A 19257-nucleotide genomic window follows, 5' to 3' on the forward strand; every position below is an offset into this window, starting at 1 on the left:
AGTTTTGGTTTGAAGCCATACTAAACAAATCCGCCAATTACAAGCCGCCATGCAAGTCAGGTCATTTTCATTGATCTGACTTTTCTCTTGAGTACCTGCATCATAGCCTCGTTTCATTTCCGAGCCCTGCTTGAACAACGCAGCTAAATGTCCTGATGATACAGAAGCTTGACAACTTCCTCCATGTAGGCTCTTCCCAAGGCTCGTAGAACTCGTCGAAAATCTCGCTTACCTCGCCTTTTCTTTACTGAGTCAAACCATAAAAACGCCTATGGCTCTCCGCTAAGCGAACAAATAAGATTCAAACTCGGCGCAAAACCGATCAATCATGACCATTTCTTCCGCATCAAGCGCATAGTCGGGATATCGGCAATAATCGGAAGATATAAGGCCACGCTTGCGCAGGATGACTTTCTCCGCTTTAATGATTAACTCGACGCTTTGCATCCAGTATGAAATATAAGGCAGCAGTTTTTCAAAAAGGACGTTAAAGGCATCCATGTCGTTGTTCTGAAAATGACGGTACAAGGCCACGTAAATTTCAGTGAATGAGCATCCGGGTTGAATACCAGCAGATCCGCGTTTAAGTACATCCGCCATTTGTACGCCCGCATAGCCGACAAGGGTCTGCAGATTGCCTTGAGATGCTTGATGCAGCACGCTTGCGTACCTGCCCGGCGGCTGCGTTTCTACTTTAACGAATTTTGCGTTGCCGCATTCCTCATAGAGCTTTGTGAAAATATCCGGCGCCAGAGATACCCCTGTTTGATTCGGCGCATATTGAATGATCACGGGAATACGCACACTCTTAACGACTTGCTTCATATGAAAGTAGATTGCTTCGGAAGATGGCTTCAAGAAAAAGGGTGGCAGCAGCATGAGCGCATCCGCCCCTGCTCCTTCTGCAGCTTGCGCATGCTCGACAGCGACTTCCCAGCTGTGATGCGTAATGGATACGATTCCGGCTACATCTGGAGAAGCGGCGGTGTGCCTGAGCATGATCTGCATCATTTGTTCCTTCTCTGCGTCGGTTAATTTATAAAACTCGGTTGCGAGTCCGAACAATGTCAATCCCGAGGCTCCCGTTCCCATCAAATGCACGATCAAGCGTTCAAATTCCCTTGCGTCGACTTTCCCGTTCCCATCGAATACAGCCGCAACGATCGGGACAATACCTGAGAGTTGTTTCATGACGTTAACCTCCGTATCTTTTACCTAGTTCTATTGGCGCCCATTCATCCAAAAGCATGCACGCCCTCCCAATCGCCTAGCCTTGTACGATCAGCCCAAACCAACCTCCTTAGGTCGTTTTTCCCCTACTGCTGCATCCAACCGCAAGCAACAGCGTCGCACCTGTCAGCAGAAATAAAAGCGTTTTCATTTTCTTTTTTAATCCCAAGACCCTCTGATTGAAATAATGACTCGCACTAAATTACTTGTGGTAATTATATTAACATCCCCCTTTAGCTGTCAACCTCAGTACGATGGAAGTACGCTAAGGGTCAAAAGCTCGATAATTCCATCATCCAGGAGGCGCTCTACTATGAAATAGTCCCGTTTCTTATCTGCTGTTGGTGAAATAACCATTTTTGAGAAAATGGAATAAGAATTGCATTTCGGATGGAACTTAATGGTGGGATATCCCTAAAATACTTTCCGTAAGGAGCGTTACTACTTATGTGCAGCAGATACTGGATTCGTTTGGCAATGATTTTGGCCCTGTCGCTAGGATTGACGGCCTGCGGCACTCATGCCATAGAGGTTGGCGGGAATCCGCAAGCAACCCCCCAAGAATCCAAAATGGATCAAAAGGAGAAAGAAAAGAAACCTACCGACAAGAACGCCATTCGTCCGTTTCATGTGAATGTTCCGGAAGCGGAACTTACTGAATTGCGCAGGCGCATAAACACGACAAAATGGCCTGATAAGGAAACGGTCTCGGATCAATCGCAAGGCGTGCAGCTCGCGACGATTCAGGAACTCGCGCGCTATTGGGCGACAGATTACGACTGGCGCAAGATCGAGGCGAAGCTGAACGCCCTGCCGCAGTTCATCACCAATATCGATGGTGAGGACATTCACTTCATTCACGTTCGTTCGAAGCATAAAGATGCTTTGCCCCTCATCATCACGCACGGATGGCCCGGCTCGATCATCGAGATGATGAAGATTATCGGGCCGCTTACCGATCCCACGGCATATGGCGGAAAGGAATCAGACGCTTTCGATGTGGTGATTCCGTCGATGCCCGGCTACGGGTTTTCGGGCAAGCCGACCAAGGTCGGCTGGGACCCCGACCGCATCGCACGTGCCTGGGCAGTGCTGATGAAGCGCCTTGGATACACGAAGTATGTGGCGCAAGGCGGCGACTGGGGTGCGCTTATCACGGATTTGATGGCTGTACAGAAGGCTCCGGGACTGGTCGGCATTCACTCCAACATGCCTGGCGTGGTTCCGCCCGACATTGATAAGGCGATCAAGTCCGGCAATCCGCTGCCCTCCGGTCTCTCAGCCGAAGAGAAGCGCGCGGTCCAGCAGCTGGACTTCTTCTACAAACACAGCGGTTACGCCTTCTTGATGGGGACGCGCCCGCAGACGCTGACCGGACTGGTGGATTCGCCTGTCGGTTTGGCAGCCTATATGATTGACCATGACGCGAAGAGTCTGGAGCTGATCTCACAAGCTTTTGCCGGACATCCCGCAGGCCTTACGCGAGACGATGTGCTCGACAACATCACGCTCTACTGGCTGACGAACACAGCGATTTCTGCGGCTCGTCTCTACTGGGAGAATAAGTACTCCTTCTTCGACGTCAAGGGCGTCTCCATCCCGGTTGCCGTGAGCGTCTTTCCTGACGAGCTCTATCAAGCACCGAAGAGTTGGGCAGAGCGGGCATATCCCAAACTCATCTATTACAACAAGCTCGACAAGGGCGGACATTTCGCGGCGTGGGAGCAGCCAGAGCTTTTCACTGCAGAACTCCGCAAAGCATTTATGTCGCTACGCTAATCGGAATCAGGTGGAATTCGCTCACACGGGTACTCGTGTCCCACGCCACCACCATATCCTCTATTGTCGCGCATTCCGGAATGCACATTTTCTGCCAGCTTCATTATAAGCCGAAAACCCCGCCTTCACGAAAGCGGGGTTTTTGCCTTCTTCATTTTAAAAATTTGTACAATTGCCATACGTCTTCTTCATCCACCCTTCTAATCTGTTTTTTGATCAATGTGGACGACGCGTCAACCTTTTTCTTATAAGCATGCATACGAACATAAACGGGATATAAGCGTAAATAAAATAAAATCCGACTGCTCCGTACAATTCGGAGACCCGTTCAATACTTCTGTGGTCCGCAATGAAATAATTCAACGTCACTAACGCAACTAGAAAAACAATTAAACTGTGTCGCTGTCTAGTGCGAAAAGCGGTTTTCATTCCGCGGCAAGCCACCCATAAGTATATGCACATTCCGGCTATTATTTTGATTATCCATAATGAAATGAAAAAGTATTCAAGTCTCTGGAGCAGCGGTACTTCAAAGATACTGATCATATCAATTGTCGGCCATATGGAATGCGGCAGTTGACCTTCGCTAAAAAACATTAATGCCATGATTAAGATCACCAAATATAAAAATGTAACAAATATCAGTATAATATGCGCCCATTTTTGCGACTTTGCCGGTGTTTTTATAAACGGATAAAATAAGAGAAGCGTCTCGAACCCCAAATATTCAAACACCATACTTTTTGAAGAGAGTAAAAGTTCGGTTGCCGAATGGTTCAGCAGCGGCAGCAAGTTTAACGGATGAAAAAACGGAAAGGTCAGTAAGACTTGCGGAATAATAGAAGCAAAGGAAATAAGCGTCGCCCAAAAGCTGATTCCTGTAACCGACCGGAATCCGCCGGACACTGTATAATATAGAAGCAGAACGATACTGATACTGAGGGGCAAAATGTTCATTACCGGAAACATCCAAATTTGAATCAGTTCAATATACAATTTAAATTTAACAAATGCCCCGTAAACAAAATAAAGAACAACTGCCGAGTTTAAAATGTTGCCAAAAAATTTCCCGAAAAGCATATTGTTTAGTGTGATTATTTCTTGACCGTCACGATTGGAGGATAATAGTTTATAAATCATCCATAAGATGAGATGAATGCTAATACCCGTCAAAATAACGGATATCCATGCGTTATATCCGGCATGCTCAATTAATTTCCTTTGGAAATTCAGCACTCCAACTCCCACCATACTGACATACAGTAGAATTCCTACAAAGTAGGGAGATATCATGTATTTTTCGCTGATTTCTTTTATCAAAGCACATGCCGCCTCCCAAACTTTACATTGCTGTCATCACTCGCCGGCACCGGTCTGAGCAATATTAACTTTAACGCTGACTGTTGTTTCTAATGCCTCATAATGATCTTGAAAATCTCGAGCATCCCATTTATATGATCTGCTTCTTATTAGATCGCCAAAGCCTACCGGATCCACGTTATTTTTTTTGCAAACCGATACAAACTTTTGAACTTCTTTTTCCAAATATTCCTCTATCATTTTCTCAAGCGATGCAAGCTGATCCTCCGATGTAAGATCAATCGATTCAGGAACATTTCTAACTTGTGCGTCCAATTCCAAACGGATTGCAACGGATGCCGGAGGTCCGATGCTAATCACCTTAAATCTTGACTTGGAACTGATACTGTTCATTAAGAAATAATCGTCGTGTTTTTGATTCGATCCCCTCACAGGGACCATGATGCTCCCATTCTTTGAGTTTTCCAGCAGCATCTTCAGTATGAATGCATCCCATATACTGATTGTTGTTTTGAATTTATCGCCTTCGAACAAAGCTATACCGTCGATTTTTATTTCTCCGCGTTCTACTGTGAAATATGGTAAGAAGAAATCTCGTCCTTCGCCGTAATAATTAAAAAACAAGACTTGAAGGTTCATCAACGGCAAATTACCTTTCCTAAAATTCTGATCAATCATATCGGATAAAAAATACGGATCTCGTTTGTTTTCGGGTACGTTCATTATTTTCAAAGCGTCTCTATCCGCAACACCGAAGTGCATTCTGAGTGATGTTTTGGAATCGCGGATCAGACTGTCGATTGTAGTTTTGATACCTTTACGGGCGAAAGTTTCTCCAAACAACGCCATTTTTAGCTGTCCATATTCAATCGGGAAATCAAGTTTCGTTTGCAGCCTTGGCAAACTGTCGGAAATGGAGTTCGACTCCGTCACGTAAAATTCTAATTTCGCTTCTCCTTGTTCTTCGTAATTGGCAATAACAACAACGCTTTGTACTCCATTCTCGACGGCATCATAACCGACGGTTTGGACAAGTTTAATATTGTTCACAATATTTTGATCGCACGCGGTAATCAATGTACTTAGAACGATAATTAGAAAAGTTTTTTTTATCAAATCCATATTCCCGCTTTCTCCATCATTCATCGTCAAAATCGTTCTTCTTCCGTCTAACCGGCTCAGGGATGAACCTAATAAAAGAAAGTGGCCTTAAGTACTGAAACCTTTTATTAATATATTGAAACGACAGACGTATAAAGCTGTCACTAAAGCCCTGCACTCGTAAAGGATACATCGGCACAATATATGGAGTGCCTAATGAAGTCAAACGGGAAATATGGACGAGCAGAAAACCAATCGCGATAAACATGCCTATTCCGCCCCATATGGCTGTCATAACAATCATGGGGAACCGTAAAAACCGAATCGCATTCGACATCTTATAAATCGGCGTCGCAAACGAGGCCAACGCCGAAAAGGCGACGATGATGACGAGAATATTGCTTGTCAAACCAGCCATGACCGTAGCTTGTCCGACAATAATACCTCCCACGATACCTAATGTTTGACCGATCTTTGTCGGCAATCTGGCGCCGGCCTCCCGGAGAAATTCAATTGTTATTTCCAAGAAAAGCACTTCAAATAAAGGGGGGAACGGGACATTCCTTCTGGAGAAAATTAGTGGCTCCAACAAATCCCTCGGGATGACCTCGTAATGGAAAGTTGTTATGGCGATATACATTGACGTTGCAAATAAAGAAAAAATTACCCCGAAAATACGAATCAGCCTAAAAAATGAACCCATGATCCAAGGTAAATAATAATCTTCCGGGGAAATGAAAAAGTCGAACAATGTTGAGGGTCCCGTAACAAAATAAGGCGACCCGTCGCAAATGATCGCAATTTGCCCGCTGGTCAGGGCATACGCTACCCGATCTCGGCGTTCTGTAGTCAAAAATAATGGAAACGGCGTGTTCGAGTTATCCGAGATGAACTGGTCCAATAGGGACGTGTCGAATACAACGTCAAAGTCGATTTGCTTCAGCCTTTGCTCTGCGGTTTGAACGATCTGTTCATTGGTCACCCCGTCGATGTGAATAAAGGCGACTCTTGTTTTGGATGTTGATCCAATGGTCATTTCTTTTACAATTAAGTTTGGGATGTTGATTTGCGCTCTTAATAAGCGTATGTTCGTATCCAGGTCCTCGACAAACCCTACCTTAGGTCCGACCACGCTGAACTCGTTCTCGGTATTGTTCTCTTTTCGCAACCCTTCTTTATTTCCAACATTAACCAGCATGCATTTCCGATCGTGTCGATCAAGCTCAACGATGGCATATCCTTTGAATAGTTTCGATTGAATGTCTTCAACCTGGTCCGTTATCTCTACGTCATCAATCGGAATCCATTCTTTTATATTCTTAAGCTGGCAGAGTTCGGAGAGCAATGTGCGGTTTTGCAACGGAAACATTACATTGGACTGCAACAGCTTCTCGTCGATTAACGTTTTGAAATAGGAGATGCTTACTTGTTGACCGGCTAAAGAAATATGAATGGTTTTAAAGTCGCTCGATTGCCTGGATAGATTCTTTAATTGATCGATGTCCTTAAAGTCCGTTTTCAGCCTATTCATACTTTTTTCATCCCAAGTTTTTATTTTTGATAATGGTTATCTTTTACACAATAACCGTAATTATTCTTGCTTTGCATAAAGTTGCCTGGGCCTCGTCTCCCCTCTGCCCCTCCATACGAAAAAAGGCACCCGAATTGGGTGCTTTTTTCGTATGGAGGCCAACCTCAGTTTCTAACGCTTCAATAAACGTGTATTTGCAAAAATGACTTTTAGGACAGCCCTTTTCTTATTGCAATTCATTTAGCTGTCTTCGCCTTGCATTGTTACAAGTTCCAGTGCGTTTGCTTTGATTTTTCCACGGGCATTGCGCATTATTTCATATCCGTCCATACTGTCTTGGAAACCAAGTTCAATGCCGGACAAATATTCGCAAACTTCATCCTCGCAAATTTTTGAGGCTGCTTCTTTATCACCGCATGCAAGACTTATTGCCATTTTTGCGTACAAAATAAGATAACCTGCGTAAGCGTTCAGAATTCTATAACTTTCTGAAACTACTGGCGACTGATTAAATAAATTACGCTTGATTATCGGTATAAAATCAAGCACGACTTCCTCGATACTTGAAAACCGCTCAGCAGCTTTTTCATCCTTCCACGGCTTTTCCCGTCTAAAATACGGCGGATCAAAAAGTTCTGAAATTTTTTCACAAAAATCATTGACTAGCAAAGCGTCAGCCCCAAACGCATAGGAAAAATAATCATATGCTATTTCATTAAAAGTAAGACTAGAGTCATATAAAGTGCGCGCCATAATGTTCATTGGGAGTCCCGTCGGCATAAATACGCGAAACGGCTGATCGCAAATGTAACCGTTCAAACCGATATTTTTAAGGTTTTTTATATCCTCGCTCAAGGTTTTTGCAATGTAAAAATAGCCGGGGTCGTTATAATGGTCCCACATCATGTGATATTCGAATGTTAAACTGTCACCGTCAAACACCTTTTGCCAATCGCGCAGTGAAGCTATGTTTTGCTCGATAGTTTTAGGGAATGACTTAACGTTTTTATTTAACACAAATGGCGGCATTTTGGCGTTTGTATCTTCGTGATATGATTTGGAATACGTCCTAGTAATAGGCGCCCAAAGCATTTTAAAGCGGTTTTTGTTGCGCAGGCGCTCGACCTTTGGCGCCCATAACAGCTCAACGTACAAGATAAAACAAATAGTAGTCGAAAGCCCGGCGGTCGTTAATTTCTCGTCAAGTTCGTTTAGCATAATGACCATCCAATCGGATGGTGTTTTCTTTACGCAATTTTCACACTCGCATTGATTGTCATATCCGTCTGCCAGCCAAAAATGCAATACATCTATGTAACTATGATTTTTTGCATAATTTGTAATGCAATCCGTAATAAGCCGTCTTACCTTTTCGCTTGAATAACATAGGTTTGTGCACAATGTATTGGGGTAATTGAGCGGCTCGCCAGCCCAAATTTCACGCTTGCCGTTTATTAGCGCCAAGCAGTCTTTGTATTCTTCTTTAACCTCGCCTTTAAACGGGTCCCAACCAAGGGACGGGAGTTCGAGAGGCTCGCATGTCCAGCCATGTCCAACAGCATGATAAATCATATCGCGTTTTTTTACCTCGTCAATAATTTGCTTATGATACCGGCGGGCAACATCGGCGGGCAGTTCATATCCGGGTATTTTTTTATTCTGCGTCTGGCTTGTCCAGTTATTAAAAAAGGCGTATGACTCCATGAACTCCATAAAGAATGAATTCATGCCGACTTTTGGCATCCACTCCAGCATTTCGATGGCATTTTCAAGAGTATTTGCTCCTTCAAGGGCTAAACCGCGATGACGAAGGCTTGGTTTTTCGCTTAAATTGCAGCAAATATTGTCAATTGAAACATGAGGTATGATCTCACCGAGCGCACCAGGACGTACCCAGCGGCATCCAGACACCGTAAGCATTTGGTATACAGACAAAAGAACGCTTCTTGGATTTACGCCTGAAATAACACCTTGGCCGTTTTGTATTCCGGCATAAATCTCATCATCAATGCGAGTATCTTCATGACTAAATCTTGGCGACATGCCAATATCACTAAAAACTCCAAGCAAAATTTCATCATCAAATTTTTTATCTCTTTCAAGTAAAAATACTTCGCCGGTCATTCTTCCAAGGTATCTAGAAAGCTCGCGCGCAGCAAAATATAAAGTTTGATGCTCGCCCACAACGCGTATATGCCTGTATTTAAGTAAATTCGACAATATTTTCATCCTCCATTAAAAAATGCAATTTTGTAAGTTTACGAAGTATGCATCCTGATCGATTAATCAGTTTCAAAAAAATTGAAATAGCGCTTTCATTCAGAGTATAGTTGATAAAACCAATATCTAGTATGTTATTTATTAGACTTTTGCGTCTTTTATTGTGATGTTTTGTAAATGAAGTAAAGTTTGATTCAAACTTAAATTAGATTAGGGTTGTCGCAAAGCAAAGTTGAGGAAAACGGAAATTGGTGGGGGGATACGTAAAATCCCCTTCCACTTGAATGGAAGAGGATTCACCTGCTTGAACAACGTTTAATTTATGTGTTGTGACGTCCTAAGCAAACGTTATCCGTTGAATAAAGTTGCGTATATAATCGAATCATTAGCTGCCAAATTTTACTTTCCATTGATCTATCCAATCTTTATAACTGATAGAATGAACTTCTTCCAGCGTTCTTCCATCTAATGACCATACTCCACCCACCATAAACTGGTCGATTTCTGGATAAGAGTGTCCGCCCACTGCTTGATTTTCTACGATATAAACCCAAATATCTGTTTTCCCCTTTGATTTTACGATATTTTCTGGTTTGACGCTTGTTGATTTCCAATTATCTAATGGATGGTTTGTCACTACGAACTTTTGTACACTAACTTCTTTACCTAGATACTTACTCGGGTCTTCGCTCTGTAGCCCCCAGTAATTGGAATACGGTAAGTTCATTAATTTTTCTTTCGTTAATGTGTAGATTTCACTTGAACCTTCATACGAAGCAACCTTATATCCTTTAGATACCAAATAATCTTTTGCCACAGTACCATTCTGATCAGATATTTTGACACTTTGCGAAGAGGAACAACCAGTTAAACTGAATATAAACACCATTAAAGCTAAGACTAATTTCTCCATCATCTCCCCTCCTCCAATGATATTTTAATAGAGCTTCCCTCTTATTTGGCACAAAATGGGTCAAGTTCTAGTCGTCCTGCAAAAAATCTTCCTATGAACGATTGCGTGAATCTTGTAAAATTTATAGAGTTAGATCAACGAAAGTAAAAATATATAAAATTTAATAATGTGCTGAATAAGATGAGGAGGGATGATCATTTATGAATACTTACATTGAAGACTATCAAACTTACACCACTCGTGATGGTGCCCAGCTGCAATACCGATATTTTGAGGGGCCCTCCGATGTTGTACTTATTTTTTTACACGGCATTACTGAACCGAGCCTGTACTTAAGGGAATTTGGTCAATATATTTCCCGGCATAAGCTCGCCACCGTGTACCTACCAGATCTACGTGGATATGGAGATCATCCCATTCGCCGCGGCGACATTGACTATATCGGGCAGCTTGATGATGATATGGAAGACTTGTTCCGTTATGCTCAGAAGCGCCATCCCGGCGCGCAGATCATTGTTGGAGGTCATTCCGCAGGAGGGGCAACCGCGCTCAGACAAACGATACGACAAATTCATAAGGATATTTTTGCCTATTTACTCATTTCACCAGCACTTAGCCCCAATGCACCACTTGATCGTAAAGGCGGCTCCGGTAATGAATCGAAGGTGAGCATTCCGCGATACCTGTTGTTAATGCTGCTCAATGCACTAGGCATTCACCGTTATAACCACACTGTTGTATACCGCAGACTTACACCAGTTGAAAAGCTTCATGGGAATGAATCCTGCAATCTTAGCTATCGGCTCGCCTTGTCTCGAATGGTCGGGAATAAGTACGGAAAATATTTGTCACAGTTGACTCAACCAACATTCGTCATGATCGGTAACGATGATGAGGTATTCGAAGCTGGTGCATATAAACCGCTTTACGAAAAATACTGCGACGCTGAAGTCCGTGTCATCGCTGATCAGAATCATGACTCGATCGTAAAAACAGAAGAGGCACTCTCAATCATGGGAGACTGGCTCAGGGCGATCCGGGGGAATAACAGAATAAATTAGTGTAAAAGAACTTCAATAAACCAAAGAGAAACGAGAATGTAGGTTCCTCCATTCTCGTTTGTAGCTTGATTTTCTGGTATATCAAACTTTGATTTCATCGAGTGTCTCCAATCCACTGCGATACATAGCGTACTGCACATAAGCAGCTCATCGCCTGATAATAGCCAAAATGCTGGAGCTGAACGATTGGTTTCATTGACGCTTCTCCCGAGCTGCTTAAACCGCCACGTCTCTTCGCGTGAACATAAGCCAGGAAATCAGATTGAAGCCAATAAAGTAGACCGCAAGCACTCCGATGGAGAATGAAAGAGTCATTCCATCCTGATAAGGTCTCCCACTCAAATACTGGGTGAGATCGGTATTCGCAAACAACAGGTACTTGCTCCAATCGAACTGCTGCAGCACCTCCAGCAGAATATTGCCTGCAAACAGGGTGGCGATGGAGAACGCGATGGCCATGGTACTGCTTCGAAAAGCAGACGAGATCATAAAGGCCATAGTGACGTACAGGATCGTGGAAATCCCATTGAGCAGATACGTTTTCCACAGGTTGAGGACCATATTCTTCTCAACGATATACCCATCATTCGTCACTTCTATCAAAGGAAGATCCAGATGTCCAAAGCCGTATAAGATTCCGTTCACCATGACGGAAACGACAAACAGCGTGAGCAGCAGGAGAATGCCGAACATCAACGATGAGATATATTTGGCTACTAGGATTTTTAGGCGGCTGGCCGGTCGGATGAGCAGCAGCTTGATCGTGCCGGACGAGAATTCGCCTGCCAGAATGTCTCCTGCGATGATGATGGTGAACACGGTAATCACGAGCACCAAAGAGGCCGAACCGTTCACACCGTTCCACATCGTCCCTTCTGTCGTATGTATATTTCGCTCCAGCTGATAATCGATGACGGCGATCTGTTGTAGGTTGTACGTGCGGCTCTCCTCAGTCAGTTCGGGCTTCTTCAGAGTCTCGATCCGGTGCTCCTTCTCTTGCTGCAGTTCCGCCCTCCAGCCTTCGCCTTGCGACTTTTTCCCATAGTTATTCCAATCAATGTAATTTACAAAAAGCACCAAAGTGGTCATTAATCCGACAAGTATCCACGTGCGTACCCGTCGATAGATCTTCATGTTTTCATTGCGCACAAGATTAAACAATCTGCTTCCCTCCCGTAATTTCCAGGAAACGATCTTCCAGCGATTGGCGAACCATCTGGACGCCATAGATGCGAATATGTTGCTGCATCAGCTCTGTCAGGATTTCCGGGACGCGTTCCCGTTCTGTTGTGACCTCGACGTGCCCCTCCTCGATGAGCTTGATCCCCTGTATTCCATCCATGTGGCTCAAGGCCTCCAACGCCCGTTCCGGCGGCTGCGCTTCGATCCGATACGTCTGAGCCTGCTCACTCCCCTGTGTAAAATGCTGAATCGGCTTCACATCGACCAGCTTGCCTTGCTGGAGGATGGCGACCCGGTCACACATAAGTTCCATCTCGGACAACAGATGGCTGGAGACGATCACCGTGATGCCTTCCGTGCGAGTCAACTGCCGCAAATAATCGCGCAGTTCGCGAATCCCTGCCGGGTCCAGACCGTTCGTCGGTTCATCCAGAATCAACAGGGACGGCCGGTGCAGCAGCGCCTGAGCGACTCCGAGACGCTGACGCATGCCGAGCGAGTACTTTTTGACTTTGTCGTGAATGCGGTTCTCCAGCTTGACCAGCCTAACCACTTCGTCGATCCTTTCTTGAGTCACACCCGGAACCATGCGGGCGAAATGAACGAGATTCAGATAACCACTCAAGTACTTGTACATTTCCGGATTTTCGACGATGGCGCCGACGTTTCGGATCGCTTGCTCGAATTCGGTTTTGATATTTTTCCCTTTGATCAGGATCTGTCCCTTGGTGGTCGACATCAGTCCGACGATCATGCGGATGGTCGTTGTTTTGCCGGCCCCGTTCGGGCCAAGGAATCCGAAAATCTCGCCTTGCGGCACTTCAAACGTAAGATCGTCGATGATTGTAGTTCGGCCGATCCGTTTCGTCACATTTTGCAAACAGATGATGGGTTCGCTGCTCATACACGGCTCCTTCCTGTAACTAGTGAACGGTTTTTTAATTGACCACATTTAGTTAATGGTAGTTTGAATTTAACATATTATTTATCGCATTACAATATATTATTATTGTTATACGCTCTTTTGATCAACTAACCGTTAGCAGAACAGGCTGCCATGCCAGCAGCCTCACTTGTTCAACTATAGTTCTCCGTGAGCGCAATCCCTTCGCGTCCATAATCGCTATGGAATCGAAAACTTCAGACGACAATTCATAAGATTTATCGCTTGTTTACAAACAATTATACAAAATATCAAGATTTCCATTCAGGACCTATTCTGGCATGATATTGTTATTAAGAACTAAAAGGAGCTGATAACAATGACACAGTCGAACACAGTTATTCGAGAAGTTCAAGCAGAAGAGAATCTCTTAAACATTCGTGATTTAATTACTGAAACACGGCAGCACTATTCTCACAATCAAGCGGTTAATTATTCCGCACAATTTCTGAAGAAATGGATCTTTCCTGAAGATAGCAAAGCAAGTCCACAGGTGAAAGCATTCGTGATCGAAGAGCAAGGGGAATTAACCGGAGTCATGGCCGTAGAAATTCGTGGAAAAAGCGGGATGCTTGAATACGGTATTAAACAAAGCTCACATGAGCATCTTGCCGGTTTAGTGGAGAAATGCTCGAAAGTCATAGAAGAGCATGGCGGCGACCGCTTATTTATATTTGCTAATACTCAGTTTGGTCAGATCCGCAATCTCGAGATCATTAAGTTCGAACAGCTAGGGTTCCGCATCTCGGACCAATACATGCGTGTTTCTACGCGGCTGCTTATGGAGGATTGGCTAGCTCCGGAGCAATTGGATACAGTGCGAATTCAGGTGGAAAACCGGCTGCAGCTGGGGGATATTCATTCGATAATGCTAGAGGATGATGCAGGGCCGGATGCCGTAATTTTCAACTACCAATTCTCGCCTCGGTTTCAACCTAATACAGTATTGCTTACGATGCGTAATGAAAACGATGAAGTGATGGCTATCGCATATTACAAAGTGTTCAGAAGAGATCAGGGTTTGTTTTCTGCGGCAGCATTTAACCTTCACTTTCGTCCGAGGTTCTCGTTGTCTCGTAAGCAGAAAAGAAGCTTCCTGCAGGGCGTACTCACGACCATGAAGCAGCTCGACATTCAGGTGGTTAATTCCCTAATGAGCTTGAAGAATGTGGACAATTTCACGCTAATGGTTCGGGAAGGGTTTGACGAAATCAATTCCAATTTCTTTTCCTTATCTAAGATGTTGGTACCAGAGAAATGAAAAGATATAAAAACGCTCGAGACATCCTGCCCGAGGAATTAATTCGGGAGATTCAGAAATATGTTAGGGGCGAGCACTTATACATCCCCCAGACAGAGCGAACACAATGGGGCAAAAATTCCGGAGCCCGAGAGCAATTGGAGAAAAGAAACCAGGAAATTTATCAGAAATATATGGATGGATTTAGCGCATCCGAGCTTGCTGACATTTACTGTTTAAGCGAAGAACGCATTCGTGGAATTTTGTATGAGATACATACCGACGATTGTTAATAATCTACAAAAGTTTGGAGTCTTTCCTGTTCGTGGCGAGGCTCCATTTTTTTCATTCATGTTCACAATAAAAGTTCTACGTTATACTGCCCGTTTAGTTAAGCGGTTGCCGAAGCGAACGTTGTTCAACTAACGTCCCTTTAGCTTAACGGTTCTTGCCCATTTAGTACCAATTTAGTGCTTTTCTTTCTAACTCTTTAACAAACGCATCTTTACCGTCCATATAAGCTTCAATGTCCCTTGGGAACTGTTTGGCGAGGCTTTCTTTTAAATCTCCATAACGATTTGCTTCATCGGGATGCGATCGGAGGTAATCCCTTACCGCCAAATGGCGAGAAATATCTTCCTTGTTATCCCCTTGAAACACATGCACTTGATGCGTGCGATTATGTCCGCCTTTTCGGAAATATCTTCTTCCTTTCATACCGAGCTCGCCCATACATTCGTAACCAAGTTCTTCCATCCGTTCATTAAAAGAATCTATTTTTTCAATATCTTTTACTACTGGCATGATATCAATGATTGGTTTGGATTTTAACCCTGGTACTGAAGTGCTACCTATATGATGAATGTCGATTAACTGATCACCAAAAATATCCTTTATTTTTTGAGATTCCTCGCTAAACTTCTGTTTCCAATTATCGTTGTATTCTGTAACCAAAACATTCATCTAATTAACCTCCTCAGGGAAATATTCATTGCGATTCGATTAGGGCATTACATCATCGTATTAAAGTGAGATAGAGGTGTCAATGAAATATTAACGCGGTGTCGTGTTAAAAAAGATGAACAAGCAACAGGCCATCGAGACTTTCTCGACAGCCTGAGAGCTACAGTCGCAGCTCTTTGCAAACTTTTACTCTTTCAACTGAATCCAGCTGTCGTACTCGTGGATGGCCCAACCGGAGAACGAGGGACGTTTTTGGAGCGTATCGGTCACTTTCCCGAGCTCCTGCATCATGACGGCCTGTCCCTTGGGGTAAAAGGTGATGGGGCCTTCGCTGCTCGGCTTCGTTTCGACGGCGATTATGACTGACTTGCCGTCCCGGTCCGCCTGGTCCATTTCCGTCGAGACGCTGGAGAGGATGTCTTCCGACGTATCGCGATAGGCCATCAGGGTGGTCTGATCCAACTGGCGGATCATCCACTCGGATAACGTGCTTCGTCCGCCTTGTCCGTCCGGAACGTCGAACCTCTCCAGCCAGCTCGGCAGGGCCGCACCGGCAATCAAGTCCGGAGTGCCGGCTTTGGTTTGCTGTACGAAGCCGGTGATGGTGTCCCGCCAGTTCCCCAGCAACGCATCGGTTTGCTGTTTCCAGATCGGCATGGTGTACGGCTCCACGTCGAGATGGATGCCCTTGAACCGGGAATCGGCCGCAACGCCGGCATTATAAGTTTTCACCCAATCGATCGTTTTGTACATCTTAACCTGGCTGTTGGGCAGGATCCAATCGGGCGCTCCATCCATCGCATGCACATCCATGCCGAGGGTCCCGGCTTCGCGAATAAAGTCGGCGTATTGGCTGGAGGGCACATCGATGTCGATTTGCAGAAAAACAAGATTGATCTGGTTTTTCTGCAGGTACTGCAGCACCTCGGCTTTGCTTTGCAGCAGTTTGCCAGTGTTCCACAGATAGGTGGACTTGTACTGCGGATGGCCTGAATGAGCGGGTGTAATCGTAGGAGGGGTCGCCGCGGACGCGGGGGCTGCCTCCAGCGCGTCCGGAATAGCCATCGGTTTTGGGGCCGACAGCTCCTTCACCGCCGGGTCGAGCAACGCGGCCATCTCCTGTCGGGTCATCGTTTCATGCGGCCGGTAAGCCCATTCGCCCCCGGTTTGCTTGACGTCGGGTCCGAACCAATGGTGGCCGATGGCGGCCGTGACGGCTTCCACCGCCCAGACGGCCGGTTGGTCCGATAAGACGACCTCCGGTTCAGGCGAGATTCCGTGATTCCGGGCATACCGCCAGACCATCGTGGCGGCTTCTTCGCGCCTTACCGGCTGTTCCGGGGAGAAAGCCGCGGCCGAAGTACCTTCAACGATTCCCGCTTGGGCTACGGCGCGTATGTAGGATTCCGCCCAGTGATCCCGGATGTCGGTAAAAGGGCTTGAGCCGCCCGAGTCTTTCAAGCCGAAAGCGGTGGCGGTCAACTTGGCGAACTGGGCGCGGGTCAGCGATTGCTCCGGTGCATATTGTCCGGGGGCGATGCCGTCGACAATCCCAAGCGTTTTCAAGTCTTCGATATACGCATGATAGGGGCTCGTATCCGGCACGTCCGTGAAACTCGCAGCAAGGGCAGAAGGTGCAGTCCAAACGCAGGTTACGAAAGAGACAGACAATAGCAGCAGCATTTTTTTCATTTGGTTTTCCTCTCTTGTTTCGGTTTCGATTGGACGTTCTCTTTAAGGGTAACAAAGTGTTCTTTATATAGAACACCCCAAACGAACCTTTTTTGTGAAGATTTTGTGAACTGGTATATTATATAGCAAATTTAAACCGACCGAGAAGTTTATCGCCCGGACGCCTGAAGGAAACGAAATGGTCCATATCCATCATGGATATATTTACCACACACTTTTTTTTATAATTTCGCCATAAAACAAAACGTTGTTTTCGAATGTTCTTAATAAAGAACGGGACACCCTGTTCTTCATAACCTTTTTTTCTTCTCTTGGCCCTGCTGTTGATCAGCGGGGCCCTTTTTCTATTTCAAGATGGCCGCTGAATTTCTGCCGATTTGAAGATGTATTGTCCGGGATTTCAATACCTGGTAAAGTTTTTCCTTCAATCCACCAGTTCGTCCTGTAATTTCTTTTCTGGAACAATACAGTCTTGCTCTGCCTTTTTCTGTTATTCAACTATCGTACTCCGTAGTAATGAACTCATTGCCTTCGCCAGCTTAATCTTGATCATAACTACCCTTGCAATATCATCGTCAATTATCCAGTAAAACTCTTTAGCTTAGTTCAAAAGCAAAAGAGGACCCACAGCAACAGGCTGAGGGTCTAAGATTGTATATTAAAAGGGGGTCGTAATTTAGTATAGACTTAATTCATTGAAATTGGATGAAAATAAGATTTCAATTCTGTTACACTACAGAACTATTGTTCTCCGTTAACAAACTGATGTAGGGTTATCTGTTTCCTTCTCTCATCGTATTGACCTCCTGCTCCACCGTAGGCAGCTTGTCACAACAGGCGGCTTAGCGGAGGAAAGATCAGTCTGTCGCCACATTAACTATATCCTGCCCTACCAGGTTGGAACAGAGATGCTCCTCGTGATATAAACGAAGCAGCCGACAAATGTTTGCCGGCTACATCTTGTGCTCGTATTATTCGTGTGGCAGTGCCAAGCCGCGGTTATCAGCCAAGCAGTCAACGAACGGGTGTGTAGCGGAGCAGCACGACGCCAGAGCCGAAAGGTTTGGTCCCGGTCAGCTTCAGGTCCAGTCGATCACGAATTCCCCCCAACAATTGGGGACCACGTCCGGCAACGATGGGCTGTACCAGGAAGTGATACTCATCCACCAATCCCAGTTGTGCCAGGGTGGAACCGAGGCCGGGACCGCCGTTAACGAGTAAGCTCTTCCCTTCTGCCATAAGCTGTGGCACCTCCTCGGAAACAGGCCCCTTCAATAAGAAAGAGTTCTGCCACGACACTTGATCCAGCGTCCGCGAGACCACGTACTTGGGTTTCCGATCGAGCTTGCGTGCGAAGTCGACCAAGAATTGGGGTCCGGCGCCGCTGCTGGCTATGGCTGGCCAGGCACTTTCCATCAACTGATAGATTTCGCGTCCAAAAAGCAGACCGTCGGACTGGTCCATCATGTCCACCGAATACTGGTGGAGCTCCTCATCTGCAATCACCTGCGTATGGTCACAGCAACCGTCCAGTGTCACATTCATGTATTAAGGTGGTTAAGTGGGTTAGGTTGATTCTCTAATGTTTCGACTGATGTGGCGCCAGCCCGGCGCGCGATACCAGTCATAATCATTTTTTGAATAATCCTTTCATCTCTTCTGGAACTTGTTTAATGTCTTGTACTTTATAGTATCCTTCGTTTTCTAAATCCTCTACAACATTTATAAGTACCATTTCTCCGTTGCTAAAAGTAATAAGACTATAATAGTCATGCGACCAGGCTGCCGTTGTTAATTTAGATAATTCTTCAAATTGTTCTTTATTAATTTTATTCTTTCGTGGGTCTGTAAAATAAGTGTTAAATAATTCATAGTCCTTATGGTCAAGTGAGAGTTTTGTTAACCAAGACGTACCATGTAGTGTATTGTTGGTTATCATTTTTGAATTGGAACATGAGCTTAATATTGCAATAGACAAGATAGTTGTTAGTAAAAATACAACTTTTAATTTCATATCAACAACACATCCTCGTTAAATTTTGCAAACATCTCATAATCTCTTTTAACAAAAGTGGTGACCAG

16 protein-coding genes are annotated in these 19257 nt (G+C 44.9%); 4 read left to right on the top strand and 12 right to left on the bottom strand.

The window, feature by feature from the left end:
* Positions 1–282 precede the first annotated feature (282 nt).
* Positions 283–1191 (bottom strand): dihydrodipicolinate synthase family protein, encoded by a 909-nt coding sequence (locus AC58QD_RS11620; protein ID WP_497333255.1) that lies wholly within the window; start codon positions 1189–1191, stop codon positions 283–285.
* 486 nt (positions 1192–1677) lie between these two features.
* Here AC58QD_RS11620 and AC58QD_RS11625 point away from each other — a divergent pair, with 486 nt between their 5' ends.
* Complete coding sequence (locus tag AC58QD_RS11625; protein ID WP_497333257.1) at positions 1678–3009, top strand: epoxide hydrolase family protein; 1332 nt, start codon at positions 1678–1680, stop codon at positions 3007–3009.
* 216 nt (positions 3010–3225) lie between these two features.
* Here the strand turns inward: AC58QD_RS11625 and AC58QD_RS11630 are convergent, their stop codons facing one another.
* From AC58QD_RS11630 to AC58QD_RS11650, 5 genes are all read right to left on the bottom strand, one after another.
* Positions 3226–4329, bottom strand: coding sequence for a GerAB/ArcD/ProY family transporter (locus AC58QD_RS11630; RefSeq protein ID WP_497333259.1), 1104 nt, complete (start codon positions 4327–4329; stop codon positions 3226–3228).
* A gap of 36 nt (positions 4330–4365) precedes the next feature.
* A complete protein-coding gene (locus tag AC58QD_RS11635; RefSeq protein ID WP_497333261.1) occupies positions 4366–5451 on the bottom strand; it encodes a Ger(x)C family spore germination protein in 1086 nt (361 codons plus the stop codon).
* Between the two features lie 16 nt (positions 5452–5467).
* Positions 5468–6961 carry a spore germination protein gene (locus AC58QD_RS11640; RefSeq protein WP_497333263.1) on the bottom strand — a complete coding sequence of 498 codons (1494 nt, stop codon included), beginning with the start codon at positions 6959–6961 and terminating at the stop codon, positions 5468–5470.
* Positions 6962–7201: 240 nt separating this feature from the next.
* On the bottom strand, positions 7202–9181 hold the full coding sequence (locus AC58QD_RS11645; protein WP_497333265.1) for a beta-N-acetylhexosaminidase: 1980 nt from the start codon (positions 9179–9181) through the stop codon (positions 7202–7204).
* 385 nt (positions 9182–9566) lie between these two features.
* Complete coding sequence (locus AC58QD_RS11650; RefSeq protein ID WP_497333267.1) at positions 9567–10097, bottom strand: hypothetical protein; 531 nt, start codon at positions 10095–10097, stop codon at positions 9567–9569.
* A gap of 197 nt (positions 10098–10294) precedes the next feature.
* On the opposite strand from AC58QD_RS11650, the gene AC58QD_RS11655 reads away from it, so the two are divergent.
* On the top strand, positions 10295–11155 hold the full coding sequence (locus tag AC58QD_RS11655; protein ID WP_497333269.1) for an alpha/beta hydrolase: 861 nt from the start codon (positions 10295–10297) through the stop codon (positions 11153–11155).
* Between the two features lie 216 nt (positions 11156–11371).
* On the opposite strand, the gene AC58QD_RS11660 is transcribed toward AC58QD_RS11655, so the two are convergent.
* On the bottom strand, positions 11372–12316 hold the full coding sequence (locus tag AC58QD_RS11660) for an ABC transporter permease (protein WP_497333271.1): 945 nt from the start codon (positions 12314–12316) through the stop codon (positions 11372–11374).
* Positions 12309–13241 (bottom strand): ABC transporter ATP-binding protein, encoded by a 933-nt coding sequence (locus AC58QD_RS11665; RefSeq protein WP_497333273.1) that lies wholly within the window; start codon positions 13239–13241, stop codon positions 12309–12311. Before AC58QD_RS11665 ends, AC58QD_RS11660 begins: the two co-directional genes overlap by 8 nt.
* Before the next feature lie 358 nt (positions 13242–13599).
* Between AC58QD_RS11665 and AC58QD_RS11670 the strand changes: the two genes are divergently transcribed.
* On the top strand, positions 13600–14541 hold the full coding sequence (locus AC58QD_RS11670) for a hypothetical protein (protein WP_497333275.1): 942 nt from the start codon (positions 13600–13602) through the stop codon (positions 14539–14541).
* On the top strand, positions 14538–14813 hold the full coding sequence (locus AC58QD_RS11675) for a CD3324 family protein (RefSeq protein WP_497333277.1): 276 nt from the start codon (positions 14538–14540) through the stop codon (positions 14811–14813). Before AC58QD_RS11670 ends, AC58QD_RS11675 begins: the two co-directional genes overlap by 4 nt.
* A 163-nt stretch (positions 14814–14976) precedes the next feature.
* On the opposite strand, the gene AC58QD_RS11680 is transcribed toward AC58QD_RS11675, so the two are convergent.
* From AC58QD_RS11680 to AC58QD_RS11695, 4 genes are all read right to left on the bottom strand, one after another.
* Complete coding sequence (locus AC58QD_RS11680) at positions 14977–15483, bottom strand: GrpB family protein (RefSeq protein WP_497333279.1); 507 nt, start codon at positions 15481–15483, stop codon at positions 14977–14979.
* Positions 15484–15669: 186 nt separating this feature from the next.
* Positions 15670–17175: an S-layer homology domain-containing protein gene (locus AC58QD_RS11685; RefSeq protein ID WP_497333281.1), complete on the bottom strand. Its 1506-nt coding sequence runs from the start codon at positions 17173–17175 to the stop codon at positions 15670–15672.
* Positions 17176–18189: 1014 nt separating this feature from the next.
* The gene (locus tag AC58QD_RS11690) at positions 18190–18720 is read right to left on the bottom strand and encodes a dihydrofolate reductase family protein (RefSeq protein ID WP_497333283.1); all 531 of its coding nucleotides are present in this window, start codon (positions 18718–18720) and stop codon (positions 18190–18192) included.
* Between the two features lie 85 nt (positions 18721–18805).
* Positions 18806–19189 carry a hypothetical protein gene (locus tag AC58QD_RS11695; RefSeq protein ID WP_497333285.1) on the bottom strand — a complete coding sequence of 128 codons (384 nt, stop codon included), beginning with the start codon at positions 19187–19189 and terminating at the stop codon, positions 18806–18808.
* Between the last annotated feature and the right edge of the window lie 68 nt (positions 19190–19257).

Source organism: Paenibacillus sp. J2R1T-4, from assembly GCF_059692235.1.

Bases quoted from the DNA above. Each gene is read 5' to 3' on its own strand.
- AC58QD_RS11675 (WP_497333277.1), top strand. From the start codon at position 14,538: ATGAAAAGATATAAAAACGCTCGAGACATCCTGCCCGAGGAATTAATT.
- AC58QD_RS11690 (WP_497333283.1), bottom strand. From the start codon at position 18,720: ATGAATGTGACACTGGACGGTTGCTGTGACCATACGCAGGTGATTGCA.
- AC58QD_RS11625 (WP_497333257.1), top strand. From the start codon at position 1,678: ATGTGCAGCAGATACTGGATTCGTTTGGCAATGATTTTGGCCCTGTCG.
- AC58QD_RS11685 (WP_497333281.1), bottom strand. From the start codon at position 17,175: ATGAAAAAAATGCTGCTGCTATTGTCTGTCTCTTTCGTAACCTGCGTT.
- AC58QD_RS11695 (WP_497333285.1), bottom strand. From the start codon at position 19,189: ATGAAATTAAAAGTTGTATTTTTACTAACAACTATCTTGTCTATTGCA.
- AC58QD_RS11670 (WP_497333275.1), top strand. From the start codon at position 13,600: ATGACACAGTCGAACACAGTTATTCGAGAAGTTCAAGCAGAAGAGAAT.
- AC58QD_RS11620 (WP_497333255.1), bottom strand. From the start codon at position 1,191: ATGAAACAACTCTCAGGTATTGTCCCGATCGTTGCGGCTGTATTCGAT.
- AC58QD_RS11635 (WP_497333261.1), bottom strand. From the start codon at position 5,451: ATGGATTTGATAAAAAAAACTTTTCTAATTATCGTTCTAAGTACATTG.
- AC58QD_RS11665 (WP_497333273.1), bottom strand. From the start codon at position 13,241: ATGAGCAGCGAACCCATCATCTGTTTGCAAAATGTGACGAAACGGATC.
- AC58QD_RS11680 (WP_497333279.1), bottom strand. From the start codon at position 15,483: ATGAATGTTTTGGTTACAGAATACAACGATAATTGGAAACAGAAGTTT.
- AC58QD_RS11650 (WP_497333267.1), bottom strand. From the start codon at position 10,097: ATGATGGAGAAATTAGTCTTAGCTTTAATGGTGTTTATATTCAGTTTA.
- AC58QD_RS11640 (WP_497333263.1), bottom strand. From the start codon at position 6,961: ATGAATAGGCTGAAAACGGACTTTAAGGACATCGATCAATTAAAGAAT.
- AC58QD_RS11655 (WP_497333269.1), top strand. From the start codon at position 10,295: ATGAATACTTACATTGAAGACTATCAAACTTACACCACTCGTGATGGT.